Below are 23,067 nucleotides of genomic sequence, written 5' to 3' on the forward strand. Positions count from 1 at the left end.
TTGAGCCACCTCGTTGCGGCTGGCCGGGTCCCCGCCCGAAGGGTCCCGGCCGCACGGGCAACGGCGGGCCGCTACTTGGCCGTCGCGTACGTCCGCTTTCCGCGGCGGTGTGCGATCTCGCCCAGGACGACGTCCACGGTGATGAAGGCGGCCAGTGGGATGCCGAGGAGGGGGACGAAGTAGCCGAGGACGGCTATTGCCGCCATCAGGGGGACCAGGATGTAGGCGGGGACCTGTTGCCAGGCACCTCGCGGGATGGGGCGGCCGAAGGCCGAGGCTCGGCCGCGTTGCCACCACATTCGGTAGCCCCACAGGATGAGGAGAATCAGGCTGAGGGCCAGGGCCATCAGTACGAGCTGGTTGCCGAGGCCGAAGAGGACTCCGGTGTGGGCGTCGATGCCCCAGCGGGTCAGCTTCGCGAGGACCGGGTAGTCGGCGAACCGCACCGTGTCGGTGACCTCGCCGTTCGACGGGTCGACGGCGACGGCGTCCTGCTTGGTGGGCCAGCTGCGCTGGACCTGCCTCACCACGTATCCGGACTCCGCGTCGGCGGGCGGGACGATCTCCACCGGGTCGCCCAGGCCCTCCGCCCGCGCGGACGCCAGCACCTTGTCGAGGCCGACGCCGTGCTCGACGTCTTCCTCGGCCGAGGCGGAGCCGTGGCCGGAGTGCTCGCCGCCCGCGGCCGCCGACACCGCGGGGGTGGCCTGGTGGAGCGAGGTGCGCAGTTCGTCGATGTGCGCGCCGGCGTATGTCGACCAGGTCAGCCCCGTCGCCGCGAGGAAGAAGAACCCTAGGGCGGCCCAGACTCCGACCGTGCCGTGCAGACCGAGTGTGCGTCGGCGGCCGGTGGTGCCGCGTATCTTGCGCTGCGTACGGCGGCGGCTGAACCAGAGCACCAGACCGCCGCCCGCTATCACCCACAGCCAGCTGGCGGCGAGTTCGCTGTAGAGCCGGCCGTTCTGGCCGAGCTGCAGGTTGGCGTGGAACTCGTCGATCCAGGTGCGCAGCGGCAGTGCGCCGGTGGATCCGTACTGTTCGAGCGAGCCGCGCACCTTGGCGGTGTACGGGTCGACGAACACCGCGAGGGTGTGCGTCTCCTCGATGCCCGGGACGCCGGACAGCATCACCCTGGTGGTCTCGTCGTCCTTCGGCGAGGGGCGTACGGCGGAGACCGTGCCCTCCGGGTGGGCCTTGCGGGCGGCGGTGACCTGCTCGGATATCGGCAGCTTCTCGTCGCCGACCGGGACGGTCATCTCATGCGAGTACAGGATCTTCTCGGCCTGGAACGACGCCGCGTACAGGAATCCGGTCGTGGCGGCGACCAGGAGGAACGGGGCGACGAGCACTCCGGCGTAGAAGTGCAGCCGCAGGACCAGAGGTCGCAGCGGCGACCAGAGGCCGCGTTTCGGGGAGGGGGCGACGGCTTGCGGGGACTCGTCCGTCTCGGTCGTGGGAGCGGTGGTCATCGGCGGGCTTCTCCGGTGGGGCAGGGGACGACGGGCCGTGCTCGGCCGTTGCGGTGCAGTAGTCGGTGGGCGGGGGCGTTGAGTTCCCGGAGGTTCGCGTGGTGTGGGTCACATCGTGAGGCGCATATCGGGGCTCCGGTCATCCGGGCGGCCCTGGACTGGCACGATGCTCGCCATGACCTCCGGGATCGCCTTCCGCCTCGCGCGTGCCGCCGTGTTCGCGGCCGTGTGCGTGGGTGTCGGCGGCCCTGGGGCACGCGCTGATGTCCGGGGCGGGTCTGCCGTGGTGGGCCGTCGGGTACGCGTTCGCCGCGACGACGGCCGCCGCGTGGTGGCTCACCGGGCGGGAGCGCGGCGCCGGGCTGGTGACCGCGGCCACGGTCGTGGCGCAGCTCGGGCTGCACCAGTTGTTCGGACTCGCCCAGCGGGCGCGCTCGTCGGACATCTTCATGTCCACGTCGTCCATGGACGCGGGCCATACGCACCCGATGGGCCCCGATCCGGCGGACACCCTGCTCATGGGTGGTGACGTCGGCATGTTCGCGGCCCACCTGCTCGCCGCGCTCGTCTGCGGTGTGTGGCTGTGGCGCGGCGAGGAGGCCGCGTTCCGCACGGCGCGGGCGATCGCGTACCGGACCGGCCGGCTGCTCGGCACCGCGCTCTTCGAGCCGCTGCGGCGGGCGTTGCGGGTGTCGGCGGCCATGCGTCCGGCCGGGCCCGTACGGACCCCCGTGTTCGTCCCGGTGCGCCGGCTGCGCGGAGTTCTGCTGGAGTACGCCGTCGCGCGGAGGGGTCCGCCGGTCGCACCGGCCGCCCGCTGACCGTCCGTCCCGCCACCGGTGACGGGCGGATACGCGGCGTACGTGCCTGCCGTCGGCGAACGGCTCGCGTGCCCGGCGACCAAGTCCCGGTCCTCCTCGTAGACCAGTCCCGGTCCTGCTCATAGGCCGGTCCCGGTCCAACTCGTAGGCCGAAATCCTGGTCCTTCTCGTACCGCGCCCAGGCGTCGTACGAAGCCACGCGCGCGTGCCGTCGCCGTAGGCCCACGCGCGCGTGCGATGGCCCCTTGGTCCACGCGAGGCCCACGCGCGCGTGCCTCACGCGCACACCTCCGGGTCGCGCGGGCCGTACGCCGCTCTCCTCACTCCGCGCTTCCCTTCACCGAAGGACCACCTGCGATGGCTACTGCCCTGCTTCAGGCACACGACGACGAACGGATCACCCGCTGGGCCCTGGCCGCCGGGGCCGGCGACCCCGACGCGGTCGAGCGGTTCGTGCGGGCCACCCACCGGGACGTATGGCGTTTCGTGGCCCACCTCAGCGGCGATGTGCACGGCGCCGACGACCTCACCCAGGAAACCTTCCTCCGGGCGCTGACCGCCCTGCCGGGGTTCTCCGCCCGCTCCAGTGCCCGCAGTTGGCTGCTGGCGATCGCCCGCCGCACGGTGGCCGACCGGTTCCGCACAGCGGCGACCCGGCCGCGTATGTCCGACACCGGCGACTGGCAGACGGCCGCCGAGCGCGCACAGCCGCGCGGGCTGCCCGGCTTCGACGAGGGCGTGGCTCTTCTCGACCTCCTGGAGACCCTGGACGCCCCACGGCGCGAGGCGTTCGTCCTGACCCAACTGGCGGGCCTGCCCTACGCGGATGCCGCGTCGGCGGTGGGCTGCCCGGTCGGGACCGTACGGTCGCGGGTCGCGCGCGCCCGGGAGAGCGTGACGGCGTTGCTGGAAGCCGCGGGATAGGAATCCAGGGAGGTGGCAGGGAGGGAACCAGGGAGGGGCAGGGAGTGGATCAGGGGGCCGGGTAGGGAGCCGGGGGAGGATCCGGGATCCCGGGTGGCGCGGCTCCCTCGCACCCCGCCGGGGTTCGGCACCTTCGCTCCCCTTCAGAGAGCCGCCTCGCGCCCCGGCATCCCGCTTTGGCATCCTGGCGCGATGGCTTCCACCAGTGACCCCGTGCCCTCGTCCCTCAGCGATCAGGTGGAGGAACTGCTCTCCCGTACAGGCCCGTTGCCGATCGTGGCCGCCGGTGACCCGGTGCTGCGGCGCGCGGCCGAGCCCTTCGACGGCCAGCTGGACCCGACGCTCCTCGCGCGCTTCGTCGCGGCCCTGCGCGACACGATGCACGCGGCACCGGGCGTCGGGCTGGCCGCACCTCAGGTCGGCGTACCCCTGCGCCTCGCGGTCGTCGAGGACCCGGCACCGGTGCCGGACGAGATCCGCGAGGCGCGCGGCCGGGTGCCCCTGCCCTTCCGCGTGCTGGTCAACCCGGTGTACGAGCCGGTGGGTCCCGCCCGCGCAGCGTTCTTCGAGGGCTGCCTGAGCGTGCCGGGCTGGCAGGCGGTGGTGGCCCGGCCCGCCGAGGTGCGGCTCCTGGCCCAGGACGAGAACGGCCGCCCGCTGGACGAGGTGTTCACGGGCTGGCCCGCCCGCATCGTCCAGCACGAGACGGACCACCTGAACGGCACCCTCTACCTGGACCGCGCCGAACTGCGCTCCCTCTCCTCGAACCAGGCGATGGCGGAACGCTGGTCCCACCCGACACCGAGCCAGGCGGCTGCGGACCTCGGCTTCGACCTGCCAGCGGAGAGCTGAGCCCCCGCGCCCCTTGAGTGCCCGCAGGGCCTCTCAAGGGGCGCGGGACTGTATCGATATGCGGCTCCGCCGCGTGGGCGCGACCAGCCACAACGAACCCGCAGCCAAAGACGCGCACCCCAGCGGAGCGCTCACGCGTCCCGATACGCCTCCAGCAGCCGCAGCCACACCTCACTCACCGTCGGATACGCCGGCACCGCATGCCACAGCCGGTTCACCGGAACCTCGCCCGCGACCGCGATCGTGGCGGAGTGGAGCATTTCACCGACGCCGGGGCCGACGAACGTGACGCCACGGAGGGTCTCGGTGTCGAGGTCCACGATCATGCGGGCGCGTCCGCGGTAGCCCTCTCCGTAGAGGCCGGCGCCGGCGACCGAGGAGAGGTCGACGTCGACCGCCCGGACCCGGTGACCGGCCTGTTCGGCCTCGGCGAGGGAGAGGCCGACGGCGGCGGCCTCCGGGTCGGTGAAGACGACCTGCGGAACGGCCGCGTGGTCCGCCGTCGCCGCGTGGGCGCCCCAGGGATCGGTCTCCAGGAGCGGGACACCGGCCGCGCGGGCCGCGATGGCGGCGCCGGCGATACGGGCCTGGTACTTGCCCTGGTGGGTGAGAAGGGCGCGATGGTTGACGTCGCCGACCGCGTAGAGCCAGTCGCTGCCCGTCACCCGGCAGCTGTCGTCGACCGACAGCCAGGAACCGGGGTCCAGGCCGATCGTCTCGAGTCCGAGGTCGTCGGTGCGCGGGGCGCGGCCGGTGGCGAAGAGGATCTCGTCGGCCTCGATGCGGTCGCCCGCGGAGGTGGTGACCACGACCGTCGTGCCTTCCCGGGTCACCGCCTCGACCGACGTGCCCGTCCGCACGTCCGCGCCCGCCTCCGTCAGCGCCTCGGCGACCAGTTCCCCGGCGAAGGGCTCCATACGGGGCAGCAGGCCCTTGCCACGGACGAGGACCGTGACCTTCGAGCCGAAGGCCTGCCAGGCCGTGGCCATCTCCACGCCGACGACCCCGCCGCCGACCACCACGAGGCGGCCCGGCACGGCGTGTGCGCTGGTGGCTTCGCGGCTGGTCCAGGGCTTGACCTCGGCGATTCCGGGCAGGTCGGGCACGACGGCACGGGTGCCGGTGCTCACGGCCACGGCGTGCCGGGCGGTCAGGACGTGCCGTTCCCCGTCGGGGCCGTCGACCGTGACCTTGCGTGGTCCGGCGAGCCGTCCGTGTCCTCGGTAGATGTCGGCGCCGATGCCGTCGAGCCACCGGACCTGGCCGTCGTCCTTCCAGTGCGAGGTGTATTCGTCACGATGGGCGAGGACCGCGCCGACGTCGAGGGGGCCCTGCACGGCCTGGCTGAGGCCCGGCACGTGGCGTGCGTCCGCACGGGCGAGGACCGAGCGCAACAGGGCCTTGCTGGGCATGCACGCCCAGTAGGAGCACTCGCCGCCGATCAGCTCGCTCTCCACGATCGCGGTGGAGAGGCCTGCCGCGCGGGCGCGGTCGGCGACGTTCTCCCCCACGGGCCCGGCCCCGAGCACCACGACGTCGTACGCGATGGATTCCGATTCCGTCATGGGGCCAGTCTGGTGCTTGGTGTGGGCCGTGGCCACACGGGTACGTGCGCGGAATACGCCACTGATCGACGCCGTTGTGGACAGCGGCAAGGCCCCGACCCCAGGAAGAGGGATTCAACGCCATGAGCAGCACCGTGGAGCTCACCAAGGACAACTTCGACCAGCTGGTCACGGACAACGAATTCGTCCTGATCGACTTCTGGGCGTCCTGGTGCGGCCCGTGCCGCCAGTTCGCCCCGGTCTACGAGAAGGCGGCGGAGTCCAACCCCGACCTGGTCTTCGGCAAGGTGGACACCGAGGCGCAGCCGGAGCTGGCCGCGGCCTTCAACATCCAGTCGATTCCGACGCTGATGATCGTCCGTGACCAGGTCGCCGTCTTCGCCCAGCCCGGGGCGCTGCCCGAGGCCGCCCTCGAGGACGTCATCGGACAGGCCCGGAAGCTGGACATGGACGAGGTCCGCAAGTCCATCGCGGAGCAGGGCCAGCAGGCCCAGTGATCAGCCGGCGCCGCTGAGGCCCGGCGATCCGCCGGCGCCCCTGGCGGGCCCAGTACCTCGTCGGCGCCCCTAGAAGGGGTAGCCCGCCACATCTCCCCGCACCGTCGTCCAGCGCAGGTCGGTGAAGGCCTCCAGGTTGGCCTCGCCGCCGAACCTGGCGCCGGTGCCGGAGGCGGCAATGCCGCCGAAGGGCGCGACGGCCTCGTCGTTGACGGTCTGGTCGTTGATGTGGACGATCCCGGTGGGGACACGCTCGGCGAGGTCGAGGCCACGCGCGGTGTCCCGGGTGACGATGCCCAGCGAGAGGCCGTACGGCCCGTCGGAAGCGAGAGCTGCGGCCTCGTCGACGGTGCTGAACGAGCGCACCGGCGCGACCGGGCCGAAGACCTCCTCGGCGTACGCGGGGGTCGAGTCGTCGACCCCCGCGAGGACCGTCGGACGGTAGAACAGCCGGTCGTGGGTGCCGCCGGCAGCCAGCTTGGCGCCGCGTGCGGTGCTGGACTCGACCAGACCGTGGATCTTGGCGAGCTGGGCGTCGTCGATGATCGGCCCGAGGTGCACCTGCTCCCGGTGCGGGTCTCCGACAGCCAGCGAGTCGGCCTTCGCGGCGAGCCGCTCGATGTACTCCTCGTACAGAGAGGCGTGGACGAGGTGGCGGCCGGTGGTCATGCAGATCTGGCCCTGGTGGAAGAACGAGCCCCAGGCCGCCGTGGAGATCACCGCGTCGATGTCGGCGTCCTCCAGCACGATCAGCGCGGAGTTGCCGCCCAACTCCAGGTGTACGCGCTTGAGATGGCGGCCGGCGGCCTCACCCACCGCTCGCCCGGCGGCGGTTGAGCCCGTGAACGAGATCACCGGCACCTGCGGGTCGGCGACCAGTGCCTGCCCGGCTTCCGGGCCTCCGGGCAGCACGTGCAGCAGCCCTTGCGGGAGGCCCGCCTCGGCGAAGACCGCGGCGAGCGCGAGGCCGCCGCAGACCGCGGTGCGCGGGTCCGGCTTCAGTACGACGCCGTTGCCGAGCGCGAGCGCCGGGGCCACCGAGCGGATCGAGAGGATCAGCGGGGCGTTGAAGGGCGAGATGACTCCCACGACGCCGACCGGGACACGCCGTGTGTACGACAGCCGGGCGGCCTCGGACGGCAGGACCTGTCCTGCCGGACGCGACGCGAGCGCGGCCGCCTCGTAGCACTCCTGGGCCGCGACATGCAGTTCGAAGTCGGCCTTGCCGGGGATGGACCCGGACTCACGCACGATCCAGTCGCGCAGTTCGTCGGCGTGCTGGGTGAACAGGTCACCGGCCCTGCGCAGGACGGCGGCGCGGACGAAGTGCGGGGCGCGGGCCCATTCCGCCTGGGCCGCACGGGCGGCCCCGGCGGCTGCCGAGACGTCCTCGGCGGAGGCGAGCGTGACGGTGCCGAGCGGGTCGCCGGTCGCGGGCTCCGTGACGGCGTACTCACCGCCCGACAAGCTGGGGGACTGCCAGTTCTCCGGGTCGAGCAGCGGCATGACGGCTCTCCGTTCGGTCAGTGGACACCGGTGGGACCCACAGCGCGAAGGGTGGCCGCGAGCGGAAGTCCCGTGTAGTTCGCGGCCAGTTCGGCGGCCGCGGGGCGGGATGCCGCGATCCGCCGCAGTCGCGCGAGCTGCAGCCGGTCCTCGAAGGCATCCCTATCTGGTTGAGCGTGCAACATCTTAGTCATGTCGTACGAGAAGCGCGTCGCCTGCCAGACCCGTTCGAGGCACAACTCCGAGTAGGAGTCGAGGAGTTGGGTCGAACCCGAGCGGTGGAGCTCGGCGAAGCCGCGGGCCAGGACCCGGACGTCGGACACGGCCAGGTTCAGCCCCTTGGCGCCCGTCGGCGGCACGATGTGCGCGGCGTCCCCGGCGAGGAAGAGGCGTCCGTGGCGCATCGGCTCGTGGACGTAACTCCGCATCCCGGTGACCGACTTGGAGGTGATCGGGCCGCGCTCCAGCCGCCAGTCGCCGTCGATCGCGAAGCGTGCGTCGAGCTCGTCCCAGATGCGTTCGTCGGGCCAGTCGTCGGCGTCCGTGCCGTTCGGGACCTGCAGATACAGCCGTGACACCGACGTCGAGCGCATGCTGTGCAGCGCGAAGCCTCCCGGGCCGCGCGCGTAGATCAACTCCTCGCAGGAGGGCGCCACATCGGCCAGGATCCCGAGCCAGGAGTAGGGGTAGTCGTGCTCGTACGTACGGCTGAGGCCGGCCGGGAAGGCATCGCGGGCGATGCCGTGGAAGCCGTCGCAGCCGACCACGTAGTCGCAGGTGAGGGTCTGTTCGCGGCCGTCGTGCACAAAGCGCACGAGGGGTGCGCCGCCGCCCGGCTCCTCGACCGCGTTCTCGACGGCGAGCACCTCGGCCTCGAACAACAGCGGCGCCCCGTCGGCGAGTTGGAGTTCCACGAGGTCCTTCACGATCTCCGTCTGGGCGTAGATCGTGACGGTGCGGCCGCCGGTGAGCACGGGAAAGTCGATGCGGTGCCGCTCGCGGTCGAAGCGCAGCTCGATGCCGTTGTGGACCAGCCCCTCGGCCTCCAGCCGGTCGGCGGCGCCGCACTCACGCAGGGCGTCCACCGTGCCCTGCTCCAGCATCCCGGCGCGCTGCCGCTGCTCGACGTACTCGCGCGTCCTGCTCTCCAGGACGACGCAGTCGATCCCCGTCCGGTGCAGCAGCCGGGCCAGCAGGAGCCCGGCCGGGCCTCCGCCGATGATGCCGACCGTGGTACGCATGACGCGCCTCCCAGGTGTTCAGCTCGATTCGCGGTGCACGACCGTCGCTCCCAGCACCTCGTGCGCCTCCGGCGGGGCGCCGGGCTCCCGCACCGCGCGGTCGACCAGCTCGGCGAGCTCCCGTCCGGACGGCAGGTCGATGTGGACGGTGCTCAGCCGGGGACGCAGCAGCCGGCCGAGCATCAGGTCGTCGGCGCCGATGACAGCAGTGTCCCCCGGGATGCCGATGCCTTCATCCTGAAGGGCGCGCATCAGCAGCATCGCGTACTCGTCGTTGTAGGCGAACACGGCGTCCAGGCCCAATGAGCGCCAGCGAGCGGCGAGTTGGGACGCGGCCTCCTCGTCGTAGGCGAGCGACACCTCGGTCACGGACGCGTCCGAGCCGCTGAGGGCCTGCCGTACGCCTTCGAAGCGGGGCTTGGAGAAGATCTCCAGACCGGGGTCCTCGGGCACCACGACTCCGACGCGACGGTAGCCGCGGGCCCGCAGGTGGGCACCCGCACTGCGGCCGACCTCGTGGTGGTCCATGATCAGGGCGTGCGCGCCCTCGACCCGGTCGGGTCCGAGGGTGACGACGGCCCGGGCGCCGGAGCGCTTGAGGACGGCCACGCCCTCCGTGCCGAGTCCGCTGCCGGGTACGAGCACGGCGACCGGGCGCAGTTCGGCCCAGGCGCGGGCCGCCTCGTCGCCCTGGAGGCCGACGCTGCCGTACTGCACGACGGTGTAGTCGAGTCGGCTCAGGGCCCACTGGAGTTCGTTGAAGAACTGGCTGTAGAGCGGGCCCACGGGCACGTCGGGCGCGGGCATCAGGACCATGCGGCTGTGCCCGGCGCGCAGGCTGCGGGCCGCGGCGTGCGGTACGTACCCGAGTTCCTTGGCCGCCTGGTGGACACGGCGACGGGTGGGCTCGCTGATCCGTACGGCGCTGGTGTTGTTCAGGACGTAGGAGACGGTCGCGCGCGAGACCCCCGCCAGGCGGGCCACATCGGCACTCGTGGGCACGGAGTGCGGCGCGGGCGACGTAAGGGCGGATGTTTTCGGTATCTGCACCATGACGTACGGCATCTTTGCAGAAGCCGGGGAAGGGCCCGGGGCCGGGGGCGCCGCGCGCGGCGGACCTGCGGAACCGCCGCACCGGGCCCAGTGCGGCCCAAGTCCCGGGCCTACTGGGGCAGTTCCGTACTCGTCACACGTGCGACCAGGTCGATCCATCCCGCGTCCAGGCGCTCCATCGGCATCCCGCACTCCTCGGTCAGGTGGTGGATCAGGGCGGGGTCGAGATAGCCCATCAGGGCCTGGGCGAGGAGGGCGCAGTCGGCGTCGGGCACCGCCTGCCGCAGCAGCAGGGTGACGTGACCGGACAGAAAACGCGTAGGTGGGATGGAGTAGCGGCGGGCCGCTTCCGGCTGGGCCGCCAGTTGGAGCTCCAGGTGGTCGGCCGCCTGACGCAGGACGGCCAGACCGAACGCCCTCAGCCGGTCGACGGGCGGCGCTCCGGGGCCCAGCGGCGGCGGCCCGCTGAGGAAGGCCGCCTGGAGCTGTTTCGCGGAGTGGTCGAGCAGGGCCGTCAGCAGGCCGGTGCGGTCGCCGAAGCGGCGGAAGACCGTCCCTTTTCCCACCGAGGCCGCCACGGCCACCGCCTCCATCGTGACGCCGGCCGCTCCGTGCTCCTCGATCAGCCGTGTGGCCGCCTCCAGCAGCCGGGCCCGGTTCCGCGCCGCGTCGGCGCGCAGGCAGGGCTCGTCCTCGGCGGAGCCGAGCTCCAGCAGGACGGGCTCGCCGGTCGATTCCTGAGGCTTCGGCAGGGGCGGCAGGGAGGCGGACATGAACACAGCGTATCGCCCCGGGAAGAAAACTGGACCGTGGTCCGTTTAGGTGCTACAACTTTAAACGGACCTCGGTCCGGATCGTAACGGCAATGTTTCACCCCCCTTGGAGTTCCCCATGTCTGTTCGCATCCTCGCGCTCGTCGGCAGCCTCCGCGCCGGCTCCCACAACCGCCAGCTCGCCGAGGCCTCCGTCAAGCTCGCCCCCGAGGGCGCGGAGATCAACCTGTTCGAGGGCCTCGCCGAGATCCCCTTCTACAACGAGGACATCGACGTGGAGGGCAGCGTCCCGGCCGCCGCCGTCCGGCTGCGCGAGGCCGCGGCCGCCGCCGACGCCCTGCTGCTCTTCTCGCCCGAGTACAACGGCACCATCCCGGCCGTCCTGAAGAACGCCATCGACTGGCTGTCCCGCCCGTTCGGCGCGAGCGCGCTGAAGGACAAGCCCCTCGCCGTCGTCGGCACCGCCTACGGCCAGTTCGGCGGCGTCTGGGCGCAGGACGAGACCCGCAAGGCGGCGGGCATCGCCGGTGCCAAGGTCCTCGAGGACATCAAGCTCTCGATCCCCGGCTCCGTGGTCCGCTTCGCCGAGACGCACCCGGCCGACGACACCGAGGTCGCCGCCCAGCTCACCGAGGTCATCGGCCGCATCCACGGCGAGGCCGGCGCACCCGTCGCCGCCTGACGACGACAGACTCCCGCGGCTCGCCGCGAGGGGCGGGAGGGGGCCGGAACCGACCTGGTTCCGGCCCCCTCCCGTACGTCCGTCCGTCCGGTGGCCGCCTCCCGGCACCACCGGTCCTCACAGCCCGGCCGGGCCCTCGATCCGGCCTGGAAGGCACCGGTTCACGATGACGACGCCCGACCCGGCCCCTGCCCCCGTCCCCGCCACGCCGCCGAAGCTGGTGGCGACCGACCTGGACGGGACGCTGCTGCGCAGCGACGGGACCCTCTCCGGGCGGACGGCGGTCGCGCTCGCGGCGGCCGAGGCGGCGGGGATCCGCCTCGCCCTCGTCACCGGCCGTCCCCCGCGTGGCCTTCCCGCTCTGCACCGCGACATCGGCCGGCACTTCGCCGTCACCGCGAACGGCGCCGCCGTGTACGCACCCGACGGCACGCCCGTACGGCTGTCGCCGTTCCCTGCCGCCTCGGTGGCCCCGCTCGTGGCGCGGGTGCGCGCGGCGGTGCCGGGTGTTTCCTTCGCCTTCGAGTACGAGACGGTCTTCGGCCACGAACCGGCGTACCCCGCATGGTCGTACGGGGAGTCCGAGGTCGAACTGATCGGCAGCGCCGAGGAGTTGCTGGCGAGCGACCCCGACCGTCCGGTCCTCAAGATCCTGGCGCATCATCCGACGCTGTCGTTGCGCGACTTCCATACGCGGGCGCATGTCAGCGCGGGCACGGACGCCGAGACCACGCACTCCACGGGGCTCGCGCTCGTCGAGTTCAGCGCGCCGGGGGTCACCAAGGCCAGCGCGCTGACCGCCTGGAGCGCCGGGCTCGGCATACGTCCCGACGACATCGCCGCGTTCGGCGACATGCCCAACGACCTGCCCATGCTCAGGGCCGTGGGCCGTTCGTACGCCATGGCCAACGCCGATCCCGAGGTCAGGAGGGCGGCGCGGTTCCACACCGCCTCCAACGACGAGGACGGGGTGGCCCGGGTGCTGGAGCAGTTCGTCGCACTGGCGTACCGCCAGCCCGCGTAGGCAGCTCGCCCGAGTCCGTGTGGGTCGGGGCGCGTCAGAAGTCCTGCGGGGCAGGCCAATCAATCACGGTGGTCGAGGGCGCGCCCCAAAAGCCCTGTGGTTCAGCCGAGTTCGGCCAGGCGCTCGACCGCCGGGGCCACCCTCCGCTCAATCCACTCGGCCGGCTCGTCCACGCGCGGGCCGAGGATCACGGTCTCGATCCCGAGCTTGGCGTAGCCCTCCAACTCCCGGGTGAAGGCGTCGAGTTCGGCCTCGCCCCGCGGGTCGCCCGAGTGGGTGAGCGTCTTGTGGATGTCGGCGTACTCGCGCCCCACGGCGTCGCAGTGCCCGCGCAGGACGTCCAGCTTGTGCGCGACCTCCTCCGGGGTCGATGCGAAGAGGTTGCAGGCGTCCCCGTACTGGGCGACCAGCCGGAGGGTCTTCTTCTCGCCGCCCCCGCCGATCATGATCCGCGGACGCGGGGTGCTCACCGGCGCCGGTACGCAGAGGGTCTCGGCGAGCCGGTAGTGCTTGCCCTCGAAGGGACCGTCGGCCTCCGGGTCCCACATCTGCAGGCAGATCCGCAGTGTCTCCTCAAGCCGCTCGAAGCGCTCCGCGAGCGGCGGGAACGGCACGCCCAGACCCTCGTGCTCGCGGCCGTACCAGGCCGCTCCGATGCCCAGGGTGGCCCGGCCGCCGGACAGGACGTCGAGCGTGGTGGCGATCTTGGCGAGCAGTCCGGGGTGCCGGTACGTCACGCCGGTCACCAGCGTGCCGAGCTGGACCGTGGAAGTGTGGGCCGCGAGGAAGCCGAGGGTCGTGTAGGCCTCCAGCATGTCGCTCTCGGCACCGCCGTTGAACTCCATCTGGAAGTAGTGGTCCATGACCGACATCCAGCTCACGCCCGCCGCCTCGGCGGCGGCGCCCGCGGCGGCCAGCTCGGGACCGAGCGCGGCCGCGCCCCGGGGGTGGTTGAACCGGTTGATGTGTACGCCGACCCGCATGTCCGTCTCCGTCACCCTGGGCTCACCGTCGGACCGTCACCGACTGCCATGACGGTAGATCTTGGAGCACGCTCGAAGTCAAGGGCCGACGTACCGTCCGACCGGCGGGAGCGGTGCCACGGACGGGCGAATCACCACCCCGGCAAGGGAAGTCGCCCTTCCCGTACCGCTGGGCCCGCCTTGACGTTACCGTTCAGTAGACAACACGCTCCCGGAGGTGGCCGTATGACTCCCGTGACTCCCGACCGTGCCGCGGGTCTCGCGGAGTGTGCCCGCGCCCTGGCCGAGGGAACGGTGTCCTCGCGGACGCTCGTCGAGGAGGCCCTCGCCCGGATCGAGGCATCTCAGGGCACGCTGAACGCCTTCCGGCTGGTGCGTGCCGAGGCCGCGCTCGCCGAGGCCGACGCCGCGGACAAGGAGCTGGCGGCGGGCGAACGCCGACCTCTGCTCGGGGTGCCGGTGGCGGTCAAGGACGACATGGACGTGGCGGGCGAGCCGACCGCGTTCGGCTGCCGCGGGGAGTTCCCGCCGGTGGCCGAGGACGGCGAGGCGGTGCGGCGGCTGCGGGCGGCCGGGGCCGTGGTCGTCGGCAAGACCAACACCTGCGAGTTCGGACAGTGGCCCTTCACCGAGGGGCCGGCCTTCGGTGAGACCCGCAACCCGTGGCACACCGGGCACACGCCGGGCGGTTCGTCCGGCGGTTCGGCGGCCGCGGTCGCGGCCGGTCTGGTGCCCGCCGCGCTGGGCTCGGACGGCGCGGGCTCGGTGCGGATCCCGGCCTCCTGGACGCATCTGATCGGCATCAAACCGCAGCGCGGCCGCATCTCGACCTGGCCGCGCGCGGAGTCCTTCCACGGCATCACGGTCAACGGCACGCTCGCCCGTACGGTCGAGGACGCCGCGCTGCTGCTGGACGCGGCGAGCGGCAGCCACGAGCGCGATCTGCACCGCCCGTCCGCGCTGCGTGTGTCGGACGCGGTGGGCCGGGAGCCGGGAAGACTGCGCATCGCGCTCTCGCTGAAGCCGCCGTTCACGGCGCTGCCCGCCCGGCTGCGACCCGACGTACGCGCCCGGGTCCTCGCCCTCGCGGAGCGGCTGGCCGCGCTCGGCCACGAGGTGGAGGAGGCCGATCCGCCGTACGGGCAGATCGGGCTGGCCTTCGTCCCGCGCGCCACGGCCGGGATCGCCGAGCGGGTCCGCGAGACGCCTTATCCCGACCTGCTCGACCGGCGCACTCTGGAAGCCGCCCGACTGGGCCGGCTGCTCGGCGGGGCCCCGCTGCGGCTGGCCCGGCGCGCCGAGGCGAGGCTGCACCGGCGCATCGGCTCGCTCTTCGACACGTACGACGTGGTGCTCGCGCCGACGACCGCCGCTCCCCCGCCGCGTATCGGCGCGCTGCACGAGCTGAGCGGCTTCGGCACCGACCGGGCCATGATCGCCGCCTGTCCGTACGCCTGGCCATGGAACGTGCTGGGCTGGCCCGGTGTCAACGTCCCCGCGGGGTTCGTCGACGGCTCCCTGCCGGTGGGCGCGCAGCTGCTCGGGCCCGCGGACAGCGAACCCGTTCTCGTGTCGCTGGCCGCGCAGTTGGAGGCGGACCAGCGGTGGTACGAGAGCTGGCCGAGCCGCGAAGTGGACGGTGCCGTACCTGAGTTCGGGTCGCCCTCCGGCCCGTAGTCTGGGGCCATGGACGACGCGTCGATGGTGGGCCTCATGGGACGGGTGACCGGCACGATCGGGCCGGGGCTCGTCGGCGAGGTGATCGTCCGGGTCCGCGGTGGCGCCGAGCACTTCCTCGCGTATCCCGCCTCCCCGAAGGACCGCATCGAGTCGGGCACGGTGGTGATGGTGGTCGAGTACCTACCGCCCCGGACGGTGTACGTGTCGGCGGCGTACGACAGTTGAGCCGGCCGTGAGCCGCTGTGCCATGTGAGCGTGTCGTGCTCGTCAAAGATGCGCCAAAGAGTCGCCGGCGTCTGTACCGCCGGGCCCGACCGGGCGCACACTCCGTTCGTTCGGTGCCGAAAGGGCACCATCCAACAGGGGGCGTATGCCGATGATTGTCGGCGTCGTGGCGGGGGCAGCGGTCCTCGCGCTCATTTTCATCGTGGTGATCTTCAAGCTCATGTGGCGTGTGGCGGAGCCCAACGAAGCACTGATCATCTCCGGTTCGAAGCACCGCACGGAAGGCCTTGAGGAGGGCATGGGCTTCCGGATCGTCACCGGCCGCGGCACGCTCGTGCTGCCGGGCGTCCAGGCGGTGCGCAAACTCTCGCTCGACCTCAACGAGACCGAGCTGTCCGTGGACTGCGTGACCCACCAGGGCATTCCGCTCAAGGTGCGGGGCGTGGTCATCTTCAAGGTGGGCGACGACTTCGTGTCGATCGCCAACGCGGGCCGCCGCTTCCTCGACCAGCAGAAGCTGATGTCGGAGCGGGTGCACAACGTGTTCGCCGGTCATCTGCGGTCCATCGTCGGCGGGTTGACCGTCGAGGACATGATCCGCGACCGCGAGAAGCTCACGGGGCAGACCCGGGCGGCCTGCGGTACGGAGATGGAGAAGCTGGGGCTGATCGTCGACTCGCTGCAGATCCACGAGATCGAGGATCCGACGGGTTACATCAAGAACCTGGCCATGCCACACGCGGCGGCCGTCCAGCGGGACGCCCGGATCGCGCAGGCCGAGGCCAACCGGCGGGCCACCGAGGCCGAACAGCAGGCCGCCGCGCGGATGTCGGAGGCGACCCGGGACAGCGAGATCCTGCAGGCCGGATACCAGGCGGAGCGAGACAACGCCTCCGCCAAGGCCCGGCAGGCCGGACCGCTCGCCGACGCGGCCGCGCGGCAGGAGGTCGTGGTCCAGGAGACACGTGTCGCCGAGTTGGAGGCGCACCGCCGCGAGCAGCAGCTCCAGGCGGACGTCCGCAAGCCCGCGGACGCGAAGGCGTACGAGAAGCGCACGCTGGCCGAGGCCGAGCGCGACGTCCGGATCTCCGCGGCGCAGGCCAAGGCCAAGGAGACGGAACTCGCGGCCGCGGCGGAAGCGACCCGGGTCACCACGGCCGCGGGTGCCGAGGCCGAGGCGACCAAGGCGCGTGGCGCCGCCGCCGCGACGGCGACCCGGGCCACCGGTGAGGCGGAGGCCGCCGCCCAGCAGGCCAAGGGCCTTGCGATCGCCGAGTCCGCGCGGGCGAAGGGGCTCGCGGAGGCCGAGGCCATCAAGGCGCGGGCCGCCGCGCTCGCGGAGAACCAGGAGGCCGTTGTCGCGCAGCAACTTGCCGAGAACTGGCCGGAGATCGTGCGGGCGGGGGCCGGCGCGTTCGGGAACGTTGAGCACATGGTGTTGCTGAACGGGGCCGATGGGATGTCCGACATGTTCGCCAAGGCGTTGACGATGGGTGGTACGGGGTTGGGGCTGGCTCGGCAGTTGCTGTCGTCGATGGGTCAGGATCAGAACGGGCAGGCTGGTAAGGACGGTTCGGCGGTGAACGGGTTTGCGACGCCGTCGGCTGCTCCTCCTTCGCAGAAGGTGCCGATGGATGGGGAGTCGTAGAACGGTGATGGGTCGACTGCTGGTTGTACGTGGCTGGTCGCGCAGTTCCCCGCGCCCCTAAGAACAACGGCCCGCGCCCCTGGCCAAAAGGGGCGCGGGCACCAGTCGGAAGGGCGCGGGCTACCGTGTGCCCGTGACTGCCTCTACCGAGCAAGACATCCCCGGCCACTCCGGGCCCTCCGCCACCGTCGAAGCGGATCCGCGCCGGGTGGGTCAGGTGCGTACCGAGTACTCGCCCGCGCACGACGGGGATCCGGACCCGGGCGAGATCGTGTGGACCTGGGTGCCCTATGAAGAGAACGACGGTCGTGGCAAGGACCGGCCGGTGCTGGTCGTCGCCCGTGAGGCCGCCGGGACGTTTCTCGCCGTGCAGCTGTCGAGCAAGCGGCACGACGGCGACCGGGAGTGGGTGCCGATCGGCAGCGGGCCGTGGGACCGGTCGGGGCGCGACTCCTGGGTGGACGTGGACCGGGTGCTGCGGCTGCACGAGAAGGGGATGCGCCGGGAGGCGTGCGCGCTGGACCGGATGCGGTTCAACTCGGTGGTGCACCGGCTGCGGGAGCGCTACGGCTGGCGCTGAGCCGCCTTCGCCTCCAGTACCTCCCGGAACGCCCGCTCGAAGGCGCTGAGGACCACCGCACCCTTCGTACGGTCGAGGACTCCGAACACGACGTGCTCGAAGGAGCCGGCGAACCGGCCGCCGTCCGTGAGCAGGGCGCGGAACGCGTCCGCCACCTGCGCCGGGTCGTTCTGGAAGACGCCGCAGCCCCAGGCCCCGAGCACCAGCCGTCGGTAGCCGTGCGCCGCGGCCGTCTCCAGGACCCGCTCGGCCCGTGACGCGAGGGCGCCCGGCAGCTCGGGCGCGCGCTCCGGCGCCGTGCGCAGGACCACCCCGGCGTTGGGCGCGGCCGCGGTCAGGAATCCGGCGGTGTACGGCTCGTCCAGGAGCTGTCCCCGGTCGTCGCGGAAGACCGGGACAGCGGGTGAGTGGATCACCCGATCGGTGTAGAAGGGGTCCCGGTGTGCCCGGTGGTGGTCGTAGAACTCCCTGGCCTCCACCACGCACGCGTACAGCGCGGAGGCCCGGCACAGGGCCTCTTCCTGGGCCTGCGCGCCGTTCAGATAGCCCCCACCGGGGTTACGGGCCGAGGCGAAGTTCAGGACCGCCACCGGGCCGGTCAGCCGACGCGCCGCCTCCAGGCTGCTCTCGCCCGTGACCTCGAAGAACGTGTCCACCGGGCCGCCCCGGGAAGGGGTCCAAGGGCTGGTCTGCGCTGTCTCGACGGGCCCGGGCCCGTACATCCGCGTGCCCTGCCGCGCGGCGGCCACCGCCGCGGCGATCGGCACCGTGCGTCCGTCGGACGCGCGGTACGAACCCGCCGCGACGATCTCCTCCGTCTGCCGCGCGATCCCGCGCAGGCGGGCACTCATGGCGCCACCCCTGTACGCGCCATGATCGCGTCCCGCGCGATCTCCCCCGACTCCCCCGTCGCATCCCCCGTCGTGCTCATGAACGCATGGTGAGCGATCCTGGTATTCCGCCGCAACAGAGTTTCCCGGCCCCAAAAGCGACGATACGCACCCTTGTGCGAGGCGCCGCGAGGGTCTTGGGTGGGACGAGCGACTGTCGGCCCGGTCCATCCGACACCGGGCCGACGGCATGGATGGAATCTCAGGAGGATCCCGACATGTCCGATTCGGTGAGTGACTGTACGGAGCCCCGGCGCTCCGCCGTCACCGAGGCCGAAGTGGAGGCGCTGGTCCGCGGCATCTGCTTCAAGACCGGCCCGCCCCGATTCCTCGGTGTGGAACTCGAATGGCTCGTCCACGAGTCGCGTTCCCCGCGACTCCCCGTACCACCGGAACGTCTCGAAGCGGCCTACGCCGCGCTGCGGGCCCTGCCCCTGAGTTCGGCGCTCACCGTCGAACCGGGTGGTCAGCTGGAGCTCAGCTCCGCTCCCGCCGCCTCCCTGATGGAGTGCGTGGGGTCCGTGTCCGCCGACCTCGACGCCGTACGCGCGGTACTGCGCGAGGCGGACCTGACCCTCAGTGGCCTCGGCCAGGACCCCTGGAACCCGCCCACCCGCTTCCTCCATGACCCGCGCTACGACGCCATGGAGACCTACCTCGACCGCACGGGCCCCGAGGGCCGCGCCATGATGTGCACCTCCGCCTCCGTCCAGGTCTGCCTGGACGCCGGGTACGAGGAGCCGGGCCCGCTCGGGCACGGGCGGCGCTGGTGGCTCGCACATCAGCTGGGCGCGGTCCTCGTGGCCGCGTTCGCCAATTCCCCGATGGCCTGTGGGCAGCCCACGGGCTGGCGCTCCACCCGGCAGTCCCTGTGGGCGGCGATGGATCCGGGCCGCACCAGCGCCCCGCCCCTCGACGGCGATCCGCGGACGGCCTGGGCCCGGCACGTCCTGGACGCGCCGGTCATGTGCGTCCGGGCGCCCAGCGGACCCTGGGACGTGCCGGAGGGGCTGAGTTTCCGTGCGTGGACCCGGTCCGACGCACCGCCCGACCGGGAGGATCTCGACTACCACCAGACGACCCTGTTCCCGCCGGTGCGGCCGCGCGGCCATCTGGAGCTGCGCATGATCGACGCGCAGCCGGGCGAGAACGGCTGGATCGTGCCGCTCGCCGTGACGGCCGCGCTGTTCGACGACCCGGAGGCCGCCGAGACCGCGTACCGGACGGTCAAACCGCTCGCCGAGCGGGCCGGCTCGCTGCCGGCTCCGCAGAACCCGCTGTGGACGACGGCCGCCCGCGCGGGCCTGACCGACCCCGAGCTACGCGAGGCCGCCGTCACCTGTTTCACGGCGGCCGCCGACGCCCTGCCCCGGATCGGCGCGAGCGCCGAGGTGCAGGAGGCGGTCGCGGAGTTCACCGACCGCTATGTGGCCCGGGGCCGCTGCCCCGCCGACGACATCCTCGACCACACCGACGGCACCGACCACCTGTTCAACGGCACGGAACTCCGGAGCACGGAACACCTGCTCCCCGGGAAGGACATCCGCACATGACCGGCCCTGACACCCACTCCTCTCCCACCGACCCGGAGACGCTCAGGAAGCGCGCGCTGGCGGCACTCACCACGGCCCGTGACCGCACCGCGCTCCTGACCTCCTGCGTGGAGGATCCCGAACTGACCGCCCAGCACTCGCCGTTGATGTCGCCGCTGGTGTGGGACCTCGCGCACATCGGCAACCAGGAGGAGCTGTGGCTGCTGCGGACGGTCGCCGGCCGTGACGCGATGCGGCCCGAGATCGACGGCATCTACGACGCGTTCGAGCACTCGCGCTCCGAGCGGCCCTCGCTGCCGCTGCTGCCGCCCGCCGAGGCCCGCCACTACGCGGCCGAGGTGCGCGGGCGGGCGCTGGACGTCCTGGAGAGCGCCTCGTTCCAGGGCACGGGCGCGCAGCTCACCGAGGCGGGTTTCGCCTTCGGCATGATCGCCCAGCACGAACAGCAGCACGACGAGACGATGCTGATCACCCATCAGCTGCGCAGGGGTCCGGCGGCGCTGACGGCGCCGGACCCCATGCCCGACCCGGCGTTCACCGGACCGTCCGAAGTGCTGGTCCCCGGCGGCCCGTTCACGATGGGCACGTCCACCGAGCCATGGGCGCTGGACAACGAACGACCCGCGCACCAACGGCTCGTGCCGCCGTTCCACATCGACACGACTCCGGTCACCAACGGCGCGTACCAAGCGTTCATGGCGGACGGGGGCTACACCGACCAGCGCTGGTGGACGCCCGCCGGCTGGTCCCACATCCGGACCCACTCCATAGAGGCGCCGCTGTTCTGGCGCCGCGAGGGCGGGCAGTGGCTGCGGCGGCGCTTCGGTGTCACCGAGCTGGTACCGGCGAACGAGCCCGTGCTGCACGTCAGTTGGTACGAGGCCGACGCGTACGCCCGCTGGGCGGGCCGACGGCTGCCGACCGAGGCGGAGTGGGAGAAGGCGGCCCGTCACGACCCGGTGGCCGACCGCTCCACACGCTACCCGTGGGGCGACGCCGACCCGACGCCCGAGCACGCCAACCTCGGCCAGCGCCATCTGCGACCGGCCCCCGCCGGCAGTTACCCGGAGGGCCAGTCCCCGCTCGGCGTACGGCAGTTGATCGGTGACGTGTGGGAGTGGACGTCAAGCGATCTGCTCCCCTACCCGGGCTTTGCGGCCTTCCCGTACAGGGAGTACTCGGAGGTCTTCTTCGGGCCCGAGTACAAGGTGCTGCGCGGCGGCTCGTTCGCGGTCGACTCCGTGGCCTGCCGGGGAACGTTCCGCAACTGGGACTACCCGATCCGTCGGCAGATCTTCTCCGGGTTCCGTACCGCTCGGGACGCCGATCCGGAGACGGTCTGATGTGCCGTCATCTCGCGTTCCTGGGCCCTGAGGAGCGGCTCGGACGGCTCCTCGTGGACCCGCCACACAGCCTCTTCCGGCAGTCGTGGGCGCCACGGCGGCAACAGCACGGGACCGTCAACGCCGATGGTTTCGGGGTCGGTTGGTATGCCGAGGGCGATCCGGTACCGGCACGCTACCGGCGTACCGGGCCGATCTGGGGCGACCGTTCGTTCGCCGACCTCGCACGGGTGGTGCGCTCGGGCGCGCTGCTCGCCGCGGTGCGCGACGCGACCGTGGCGAGCGCCGACGGGGAGGCCGCGGCGGCGCCGTTCGCCGCGGGCACCTGGCTGTTCAGCCACAACGGCGCGGTCGCCGGCTGGCCGCGCTCGCTCGCCCCGCTCACCCGGACACTGCCGGCCGAGGACCTGCTGTCCATGGAGGCGCGCTGCGACTCGGCGCTCGTCTGGGCGCTGGTCCTGAACCGGCTGCGCGGCGGCGACGAGGAGGGCCAGGCGCTCGCCGACACGGTCCTCGACGTCGCGGCGGCGGCCCCCGGTTCACGGCTCAACCTCCTGCTCACCAACGGCGAGGTGATCGCCGCCACCGCCTGGGGCGACACGCTCTGGTATCTGACCGAGCCCGGCCGGCGCACGGTCGTGGCGTCCGAGCCGTACGACGACGATCCGCACTGGCAGGAGGTGCCGGACCGCACGCTGCTGGCCGCGAGCCGCACGGACGTCCTGCTCACCCCGCTCAAGGACGTGGAAGAACACCTGGCATCCGCCGCACCCAAGGAGCCCAGTACGTGAGTCCGTTCCTCGTCACCCGCACCCTGCCCGAGGACGCCACCGACGCCGCCCTGCGCGCCGACGTCCTGCACGGCCTGACCCGCACGCCCAAGACGCTCCCGCCGAAGTGGTTCTACGACGCGCACGGCAGCGAGCTCTTCGAGAAGATCACCGAACTGCCCGAGTACTACCCGACGCGGGCCGAGCGCGAGATTCTCGTCGCCCGGGCCGCCGAGATCGCCGAGGCGACCGGGGCGCGCACGCTCGTCGAGCTGGGCTCCGGGTCCTCCGACAAGAGCCGCCACCTGCTCGACGCGATGCATGACCTGCACACGTACGTGCCGGTCGACGTGAGCGAGAGCGCGCTCGCCCAGGCCGGGCAGGCTCTGATCGAGGAGCGTCCCTCGCTCGACGTGCACGCGCTCATCGCCGACTTCACCGGCGGTCTCACCCTGCCCGGCACGCCGGGTCCGCGGCTCGTCGCGTTCCTGGGCGGCACGATCGGCAATCTGCTGCCCGCCGAACGCGCCACGTTCCTGGCGTCCGTACGCTCGCTGCTGTCGCCCGGCGACGCCCTGCTGCTCGGCACCGACCTGGTCAAGGACGAGTCGGTCCTCGTCGCCGCCTACGACGACGCGGCCGGGGTGACGGCCGCGTTCAACAAGAACGTGCTGACCGTGGTCGACCGCGAACTCGGCGCCGACTTCGACCCCGACGACTTCACCCATGTCGCCCTCTGGGACGCCGAGCGGGAGTGGATCGAGATGCGGCTGCGCGCCCGTTCGGCGCTCACCGTGAAGATCCCCGCGCTCGACCTCGCCGTGGACTTCGCGGAGGGCGAGGAGATGCGCACCGAGGTGTCGGCGAAGTTCCGCGAGGACGGCGTACGCACGGAACTGGCGGCGGCCGGACTGGACCTCACGCACTGGTGGACGGACGCACAAGGGAGGTTCGCGCTGTCGCTGAGCACGGCCCGGTGACCCGCACC

Annotated in this window: 22 protein-coding genes; 14 read left to right on the forward strand and 8 right to left on the reverse strand. The window is 72.3% G+C overall.

Annotation, left to right across the window (positions count from 1 at the left end; genetic code table 11):
* Positions 1 to 71: 71 nt before the first annotated feature.
* Positions 72 to 1,469 carry a PepSY-associated TM helix domain-containing protein gene (locus QF035_RS08050; protein ID WP_307519244.1) on the reverse strand — a complete coding sequence of 466 codons (1,398 nt, stop codon included), beginning with the start codon at positions 1,467 to 1,469 and terminating at the stop codon, positions 72 to 74.
* Positions 1,470 to 1,705: 236 nt separating this feature from the next.
* On the opposite strand from QF035_RS08050, the gene QF035_RS08055 reads away from it, so the two are divergent.
* From QF035_RS08055 to QF035_RS08065, 3 genes are all read left to right on the forward strand, one after another.
* Positions 1,706 to 2,290, forward strand: a complete 585-nt coding sequence (locus QF035_RS08055; protein WP_307519245.1) for a hypothetical protein — start codon at positions 1,706 to 1,708, stop codon at positions 2,288 to 2,290.
* Between the two features lie 357 nt (positions 2,291 to 2,647).
* Entirely contained in the window at positions 2,648 to 3,214 is a 567-nt protein-coding gene (locus tag QF035_RS08060; protein ID WP_307519247.1) for a sigma-70 family RNA polymerase sigma factor, read from the forward strand.
* Positions 3,215 to 3,406: 192 nt separating this feature from the next.
* Positions 3,407 to 4,066, forward strand: coding sequence for a peptide deformylase (locus QF035_RS08065; protein WP_307519248.1), 660 nt, complete (start codon positions 3,407 to 3,409; stop codon positions 4,064 to 4,066).
* A 131-nt stretch (positions 4,067 to 4,197) separates the two neighbouring features.
* On the opposite strand, the gene QF035_RS08070 is transcribed toward QF035_RS08065, so the two are convergent.
* Positions 4,198 to 5,631, reverse strand: coding sequence for a dihydrolipoyl dehydrogenase family protein (locus QF035_RS08070; protein WP_307519250.1), 1,434 nt, complete (start codon positions 5,629 to 5,631; stop codon positions 4,198 to 4,200).
* Positions 5,632 to 5,753: 122 nt separating this feature from the next.
* Between QF035_RS08070 and trxA the strand changes: the two genes are divergently transcribed.
* Positions 5,754 to 6,128: a thioredoxin gene (trxA, locus tag QF035_RS08075; RefSeq protein ID WP_189839268.1), complete on the forward strand. Its 375-nt coding sequence runs from the start codon at positions 5,754 to 5,756 to the stop codon at positions 6,126 to 6,128.
* 69 nt (positions 6,129 to 6,197) lie between these two features.
* Here the strand turns inward: trxA and QF035_RS08080 are convergent, their stop codons facing one another.
* From QF035_RS08080 to QF035_RS08095, 4 genes are all read right to left on the reverse strand, one after another.
* Positions 6,198 to 7,634, reverse strand: a complete 1,437-nt coding sequence (locus tag QF035_RS08080) for a benzaldehyde dehydrogenase (protein WP_307519253.1) — start codon at positions 7,632 to 7,634, stop codon at positions 6,198 to 6,200.
* A gap of 17 nt (positions 7,635 to 7,651) precedes the next feature.
* Entirely contained in the window at positions 7,652 to 8,875 is a 1,224-nt protein-coding gene (locus QF035_RS08085) for a 4-hydroxybenzoate 3-monooxygenase (RefSeq protein WP_307519254.1), read from the reverse strand.
* A gap of 18 nt (positions 8,876 to 8,893) precedes the next feature.
* Positions 8,894 to 9,928 (reverse strand): LacI family DNA-binding transcriptional regulator, encoded by a 1,035-nt coding sequence (locus tag QF035_RS08090; protein ID WP_373466616.1) that lies wholly within the window; start codon positions 9,926 to 9,928, stop codon positions 8,894 to 8,896.
* Positions 9,929 to 10,038: 110 nt separating this feature from the next.
* Positions 10,039 to 10,701, reverse strand: a complete 663-nt coding sequence (locus QF035_RS08095; RefSeq protein ID WP_307519257.1) for a TetR/AcrR family transcriptional regulator — start codon at positions 10,699 to 10,701, stop codon at positions 10,039 to 10,041.
* A 118-nt stretch (positions 10,702 to 10,819) separates the two neighbouring features.
* On the opposite strand from QF035_RS08095, the gene QF035_RS08100 reads away from it, so the two are divergent.
* Together QF035_RS08100 and QF035_RS08105 are read left to right on the forward strand one after the other, a co-directional pair.
* Entirely contained in the window at positions 10,820 to 11,383 is a 564-nt protein-coding gene (locus QF035_RS08100; RefSeq protein WP_307519259.1) for an NAD(P)H-dependent oxidoreductase, read from the forward strand.
* A gap of 166 nt (positions 11,384 to 11,549) precedes the next feature.
* Entirely contained in the window at positions 11,550 to 12,407 is an 858-nt protein-coding gene (locus QF035_RS08105) for an HAD family hydrolase (protein WP_307519260.1), read from the forward strand.
* A 101-nt stretch (positions 12,408 to 12,508) separates the two neighbouring features.
* On the opposite strand, the gene QF035_RS08110 is transcribed toward QF035_RS08105, so the two are convergent.
* Entirely contained in the window at positions 12,509 to 13,390 is an 882-nt protein-coding gene (locus QF035_RS08110) for an LLM class F420-dependent oxidoreductase (RefSeq protein ID WP_307530960.1), read from the reverse strand.
* Between the two features lie 234 nt (positions 13,391 to 13,624).
* Between QF035_RS08110 and QF035_RS08115 the strand changes: the two genes are divergently transcribed.
* The 4 genes from QF035_RS08115 (at position 13,625) to QF035_RS08130 (ending at position 17,523) form a co-directional block, all read left to right on the forward strand.
* Positions 13,625 to 15,067 carry an amidase gene (locus tag QF035_RS08115; protein ID WP_307530962.1) on the forward strand — a complete coding sequence of 481 codons (1,443 nt, stop codon included), beginning with the start codon at positions 13,625 to 13,627 and terminating at the stop codon, positions 15,065 to 15,067.
* Between the two features lie 9 nt (positions 15,068 to 15,076).
* A complete protein-coding gene (locus QF035_RS08120; protein ID WP_307519262.1) occupies positions 15,077 to 15,295 on the forward strand; it encodes a hypothetical protein in 219 nt (72 codons plus the stop codon).
* A gap of 145 nt (positions 15,296 to 15,440) precedes the next feature.
* Positions 15,441 to 16,943 (forward strand): flotillin family protein, encoded by a 1,503-nt coding sequence (locus QF035_RS08125; RefSeq protein WP_307519263.1) that lies wholly within the window; start codon positions 15,441 to 15,443, stop codon positions 16,941 to 16,943.
* 133 nt (positions 16,944 to 17,076) lie between these two features.
* Positions 17,077 to 17,523: a type II toxin-antitoxin system PemK/MazF family toxin gene (locus tag QF035_RS08130; RefSeq protein ID WP_307519264.1), complete on the forward strand. Its 447-nt coding sequence runs from the start codon at positions 17,077 to 17,079 to the stop codon at positions 17,521 to 17,523.
* On the opposite strand, the gene QF035_RS08135 is transcribed toward QF035_RS08130, so the two are convergent.
* Positions 17,508 to 18,374 carry a TIGR02452 family protein gene (locus QF035_RS08135; protein WP_307519265.1) on the reverse strand — a complete coding sequence of 289 codons (867 nt, stop codon included), beginning with the start codon at positions 18,372 to 18,374 and terminating at the stop codon, positions 17,508 to 17,510. The genes QF035_RS08130 and QF035_RS08135 overlap by 16 nt on opposite strands.
* A 257-nt stretch (positions 18,375 to 18,631) precedes the next feature.
* Between QF035_RS08135 and egtA the strand changes: the two genes are divergently transcribed.
* The 4 genes from egtA to egtD are packed head-to-tail and all read left to right on the forward strand — an operon-like array spanning position 18,632 to position 23,059.
* Positions 18,632 to 19,966 carry an ergothioneine biosynthesis glutamate--cysteine ligase EgtA gene (gene egtA, locus QF035_RS08140; RefSeq protein WP_307519266.1) on the forward strand — a complete coding sequence of 445 codons (1,335 nt, stop codon included), beginning with the start codon at positions 18,632 to 18,634 and terminating at the stop codon, positions 19,964 to 19,966.
* Positions 19,963 to 21,309, forward strand: coding sequence for an ergothioneine biosynthesis protein EgtB (gene egtB, locus QF035_RS08145; protein WP_307519268.1), 1,347 nt, complete (start codon positions 19,963 to 19,965; stop codon positions 21,307 to 21,309). The genes egtA and egtB overlap by 4 nt, the downstream gene beginning before the upstream one ends.
* Complete coding sequence (egtC, locus tag QF035_RS08150; RefSeq protein ID WP_307519270.1) at positions 21,309 to 22,100, forward strand: ergothioneine biosynthesis protein EgtC; 792 nt, start codon at positions 21,309 to 21,311, stop codon at positions 22,098 to 22,100. The genes egtB and egtC overlap by 1 nt, the downstream gene beginning before the upstream one ends.
* Complete coding sequence (gene egtD, locus QF035_RS08155; protein ID WP_307519271.1) at positions 22,097 to 23,059, forward strand: L-histidine N(alpha)-methyltransferase; 963 nt, start codon at positions 22,097 to 22,099, stop codon at positions 23,057 to 23,059. The genes egtC and egtD overlap by 4 nt, the downstream gene beginning before the upstream one ends.
* The last annotated feature ends 8 nt before the right edge of the window (positions 23,060 to 23,067 follow it).

The sequence above is a fragment of the Streptomyces umbrinus genome, assembly GCF_030817415.1.
GTDB classification, from domain to species: domain Bacteria; phylum Actinomycetota; class Actinomycetes; order Streptomycetales; family Streptomycetaceae; genus Streptomyces; species Streptomyces umbrinus_A.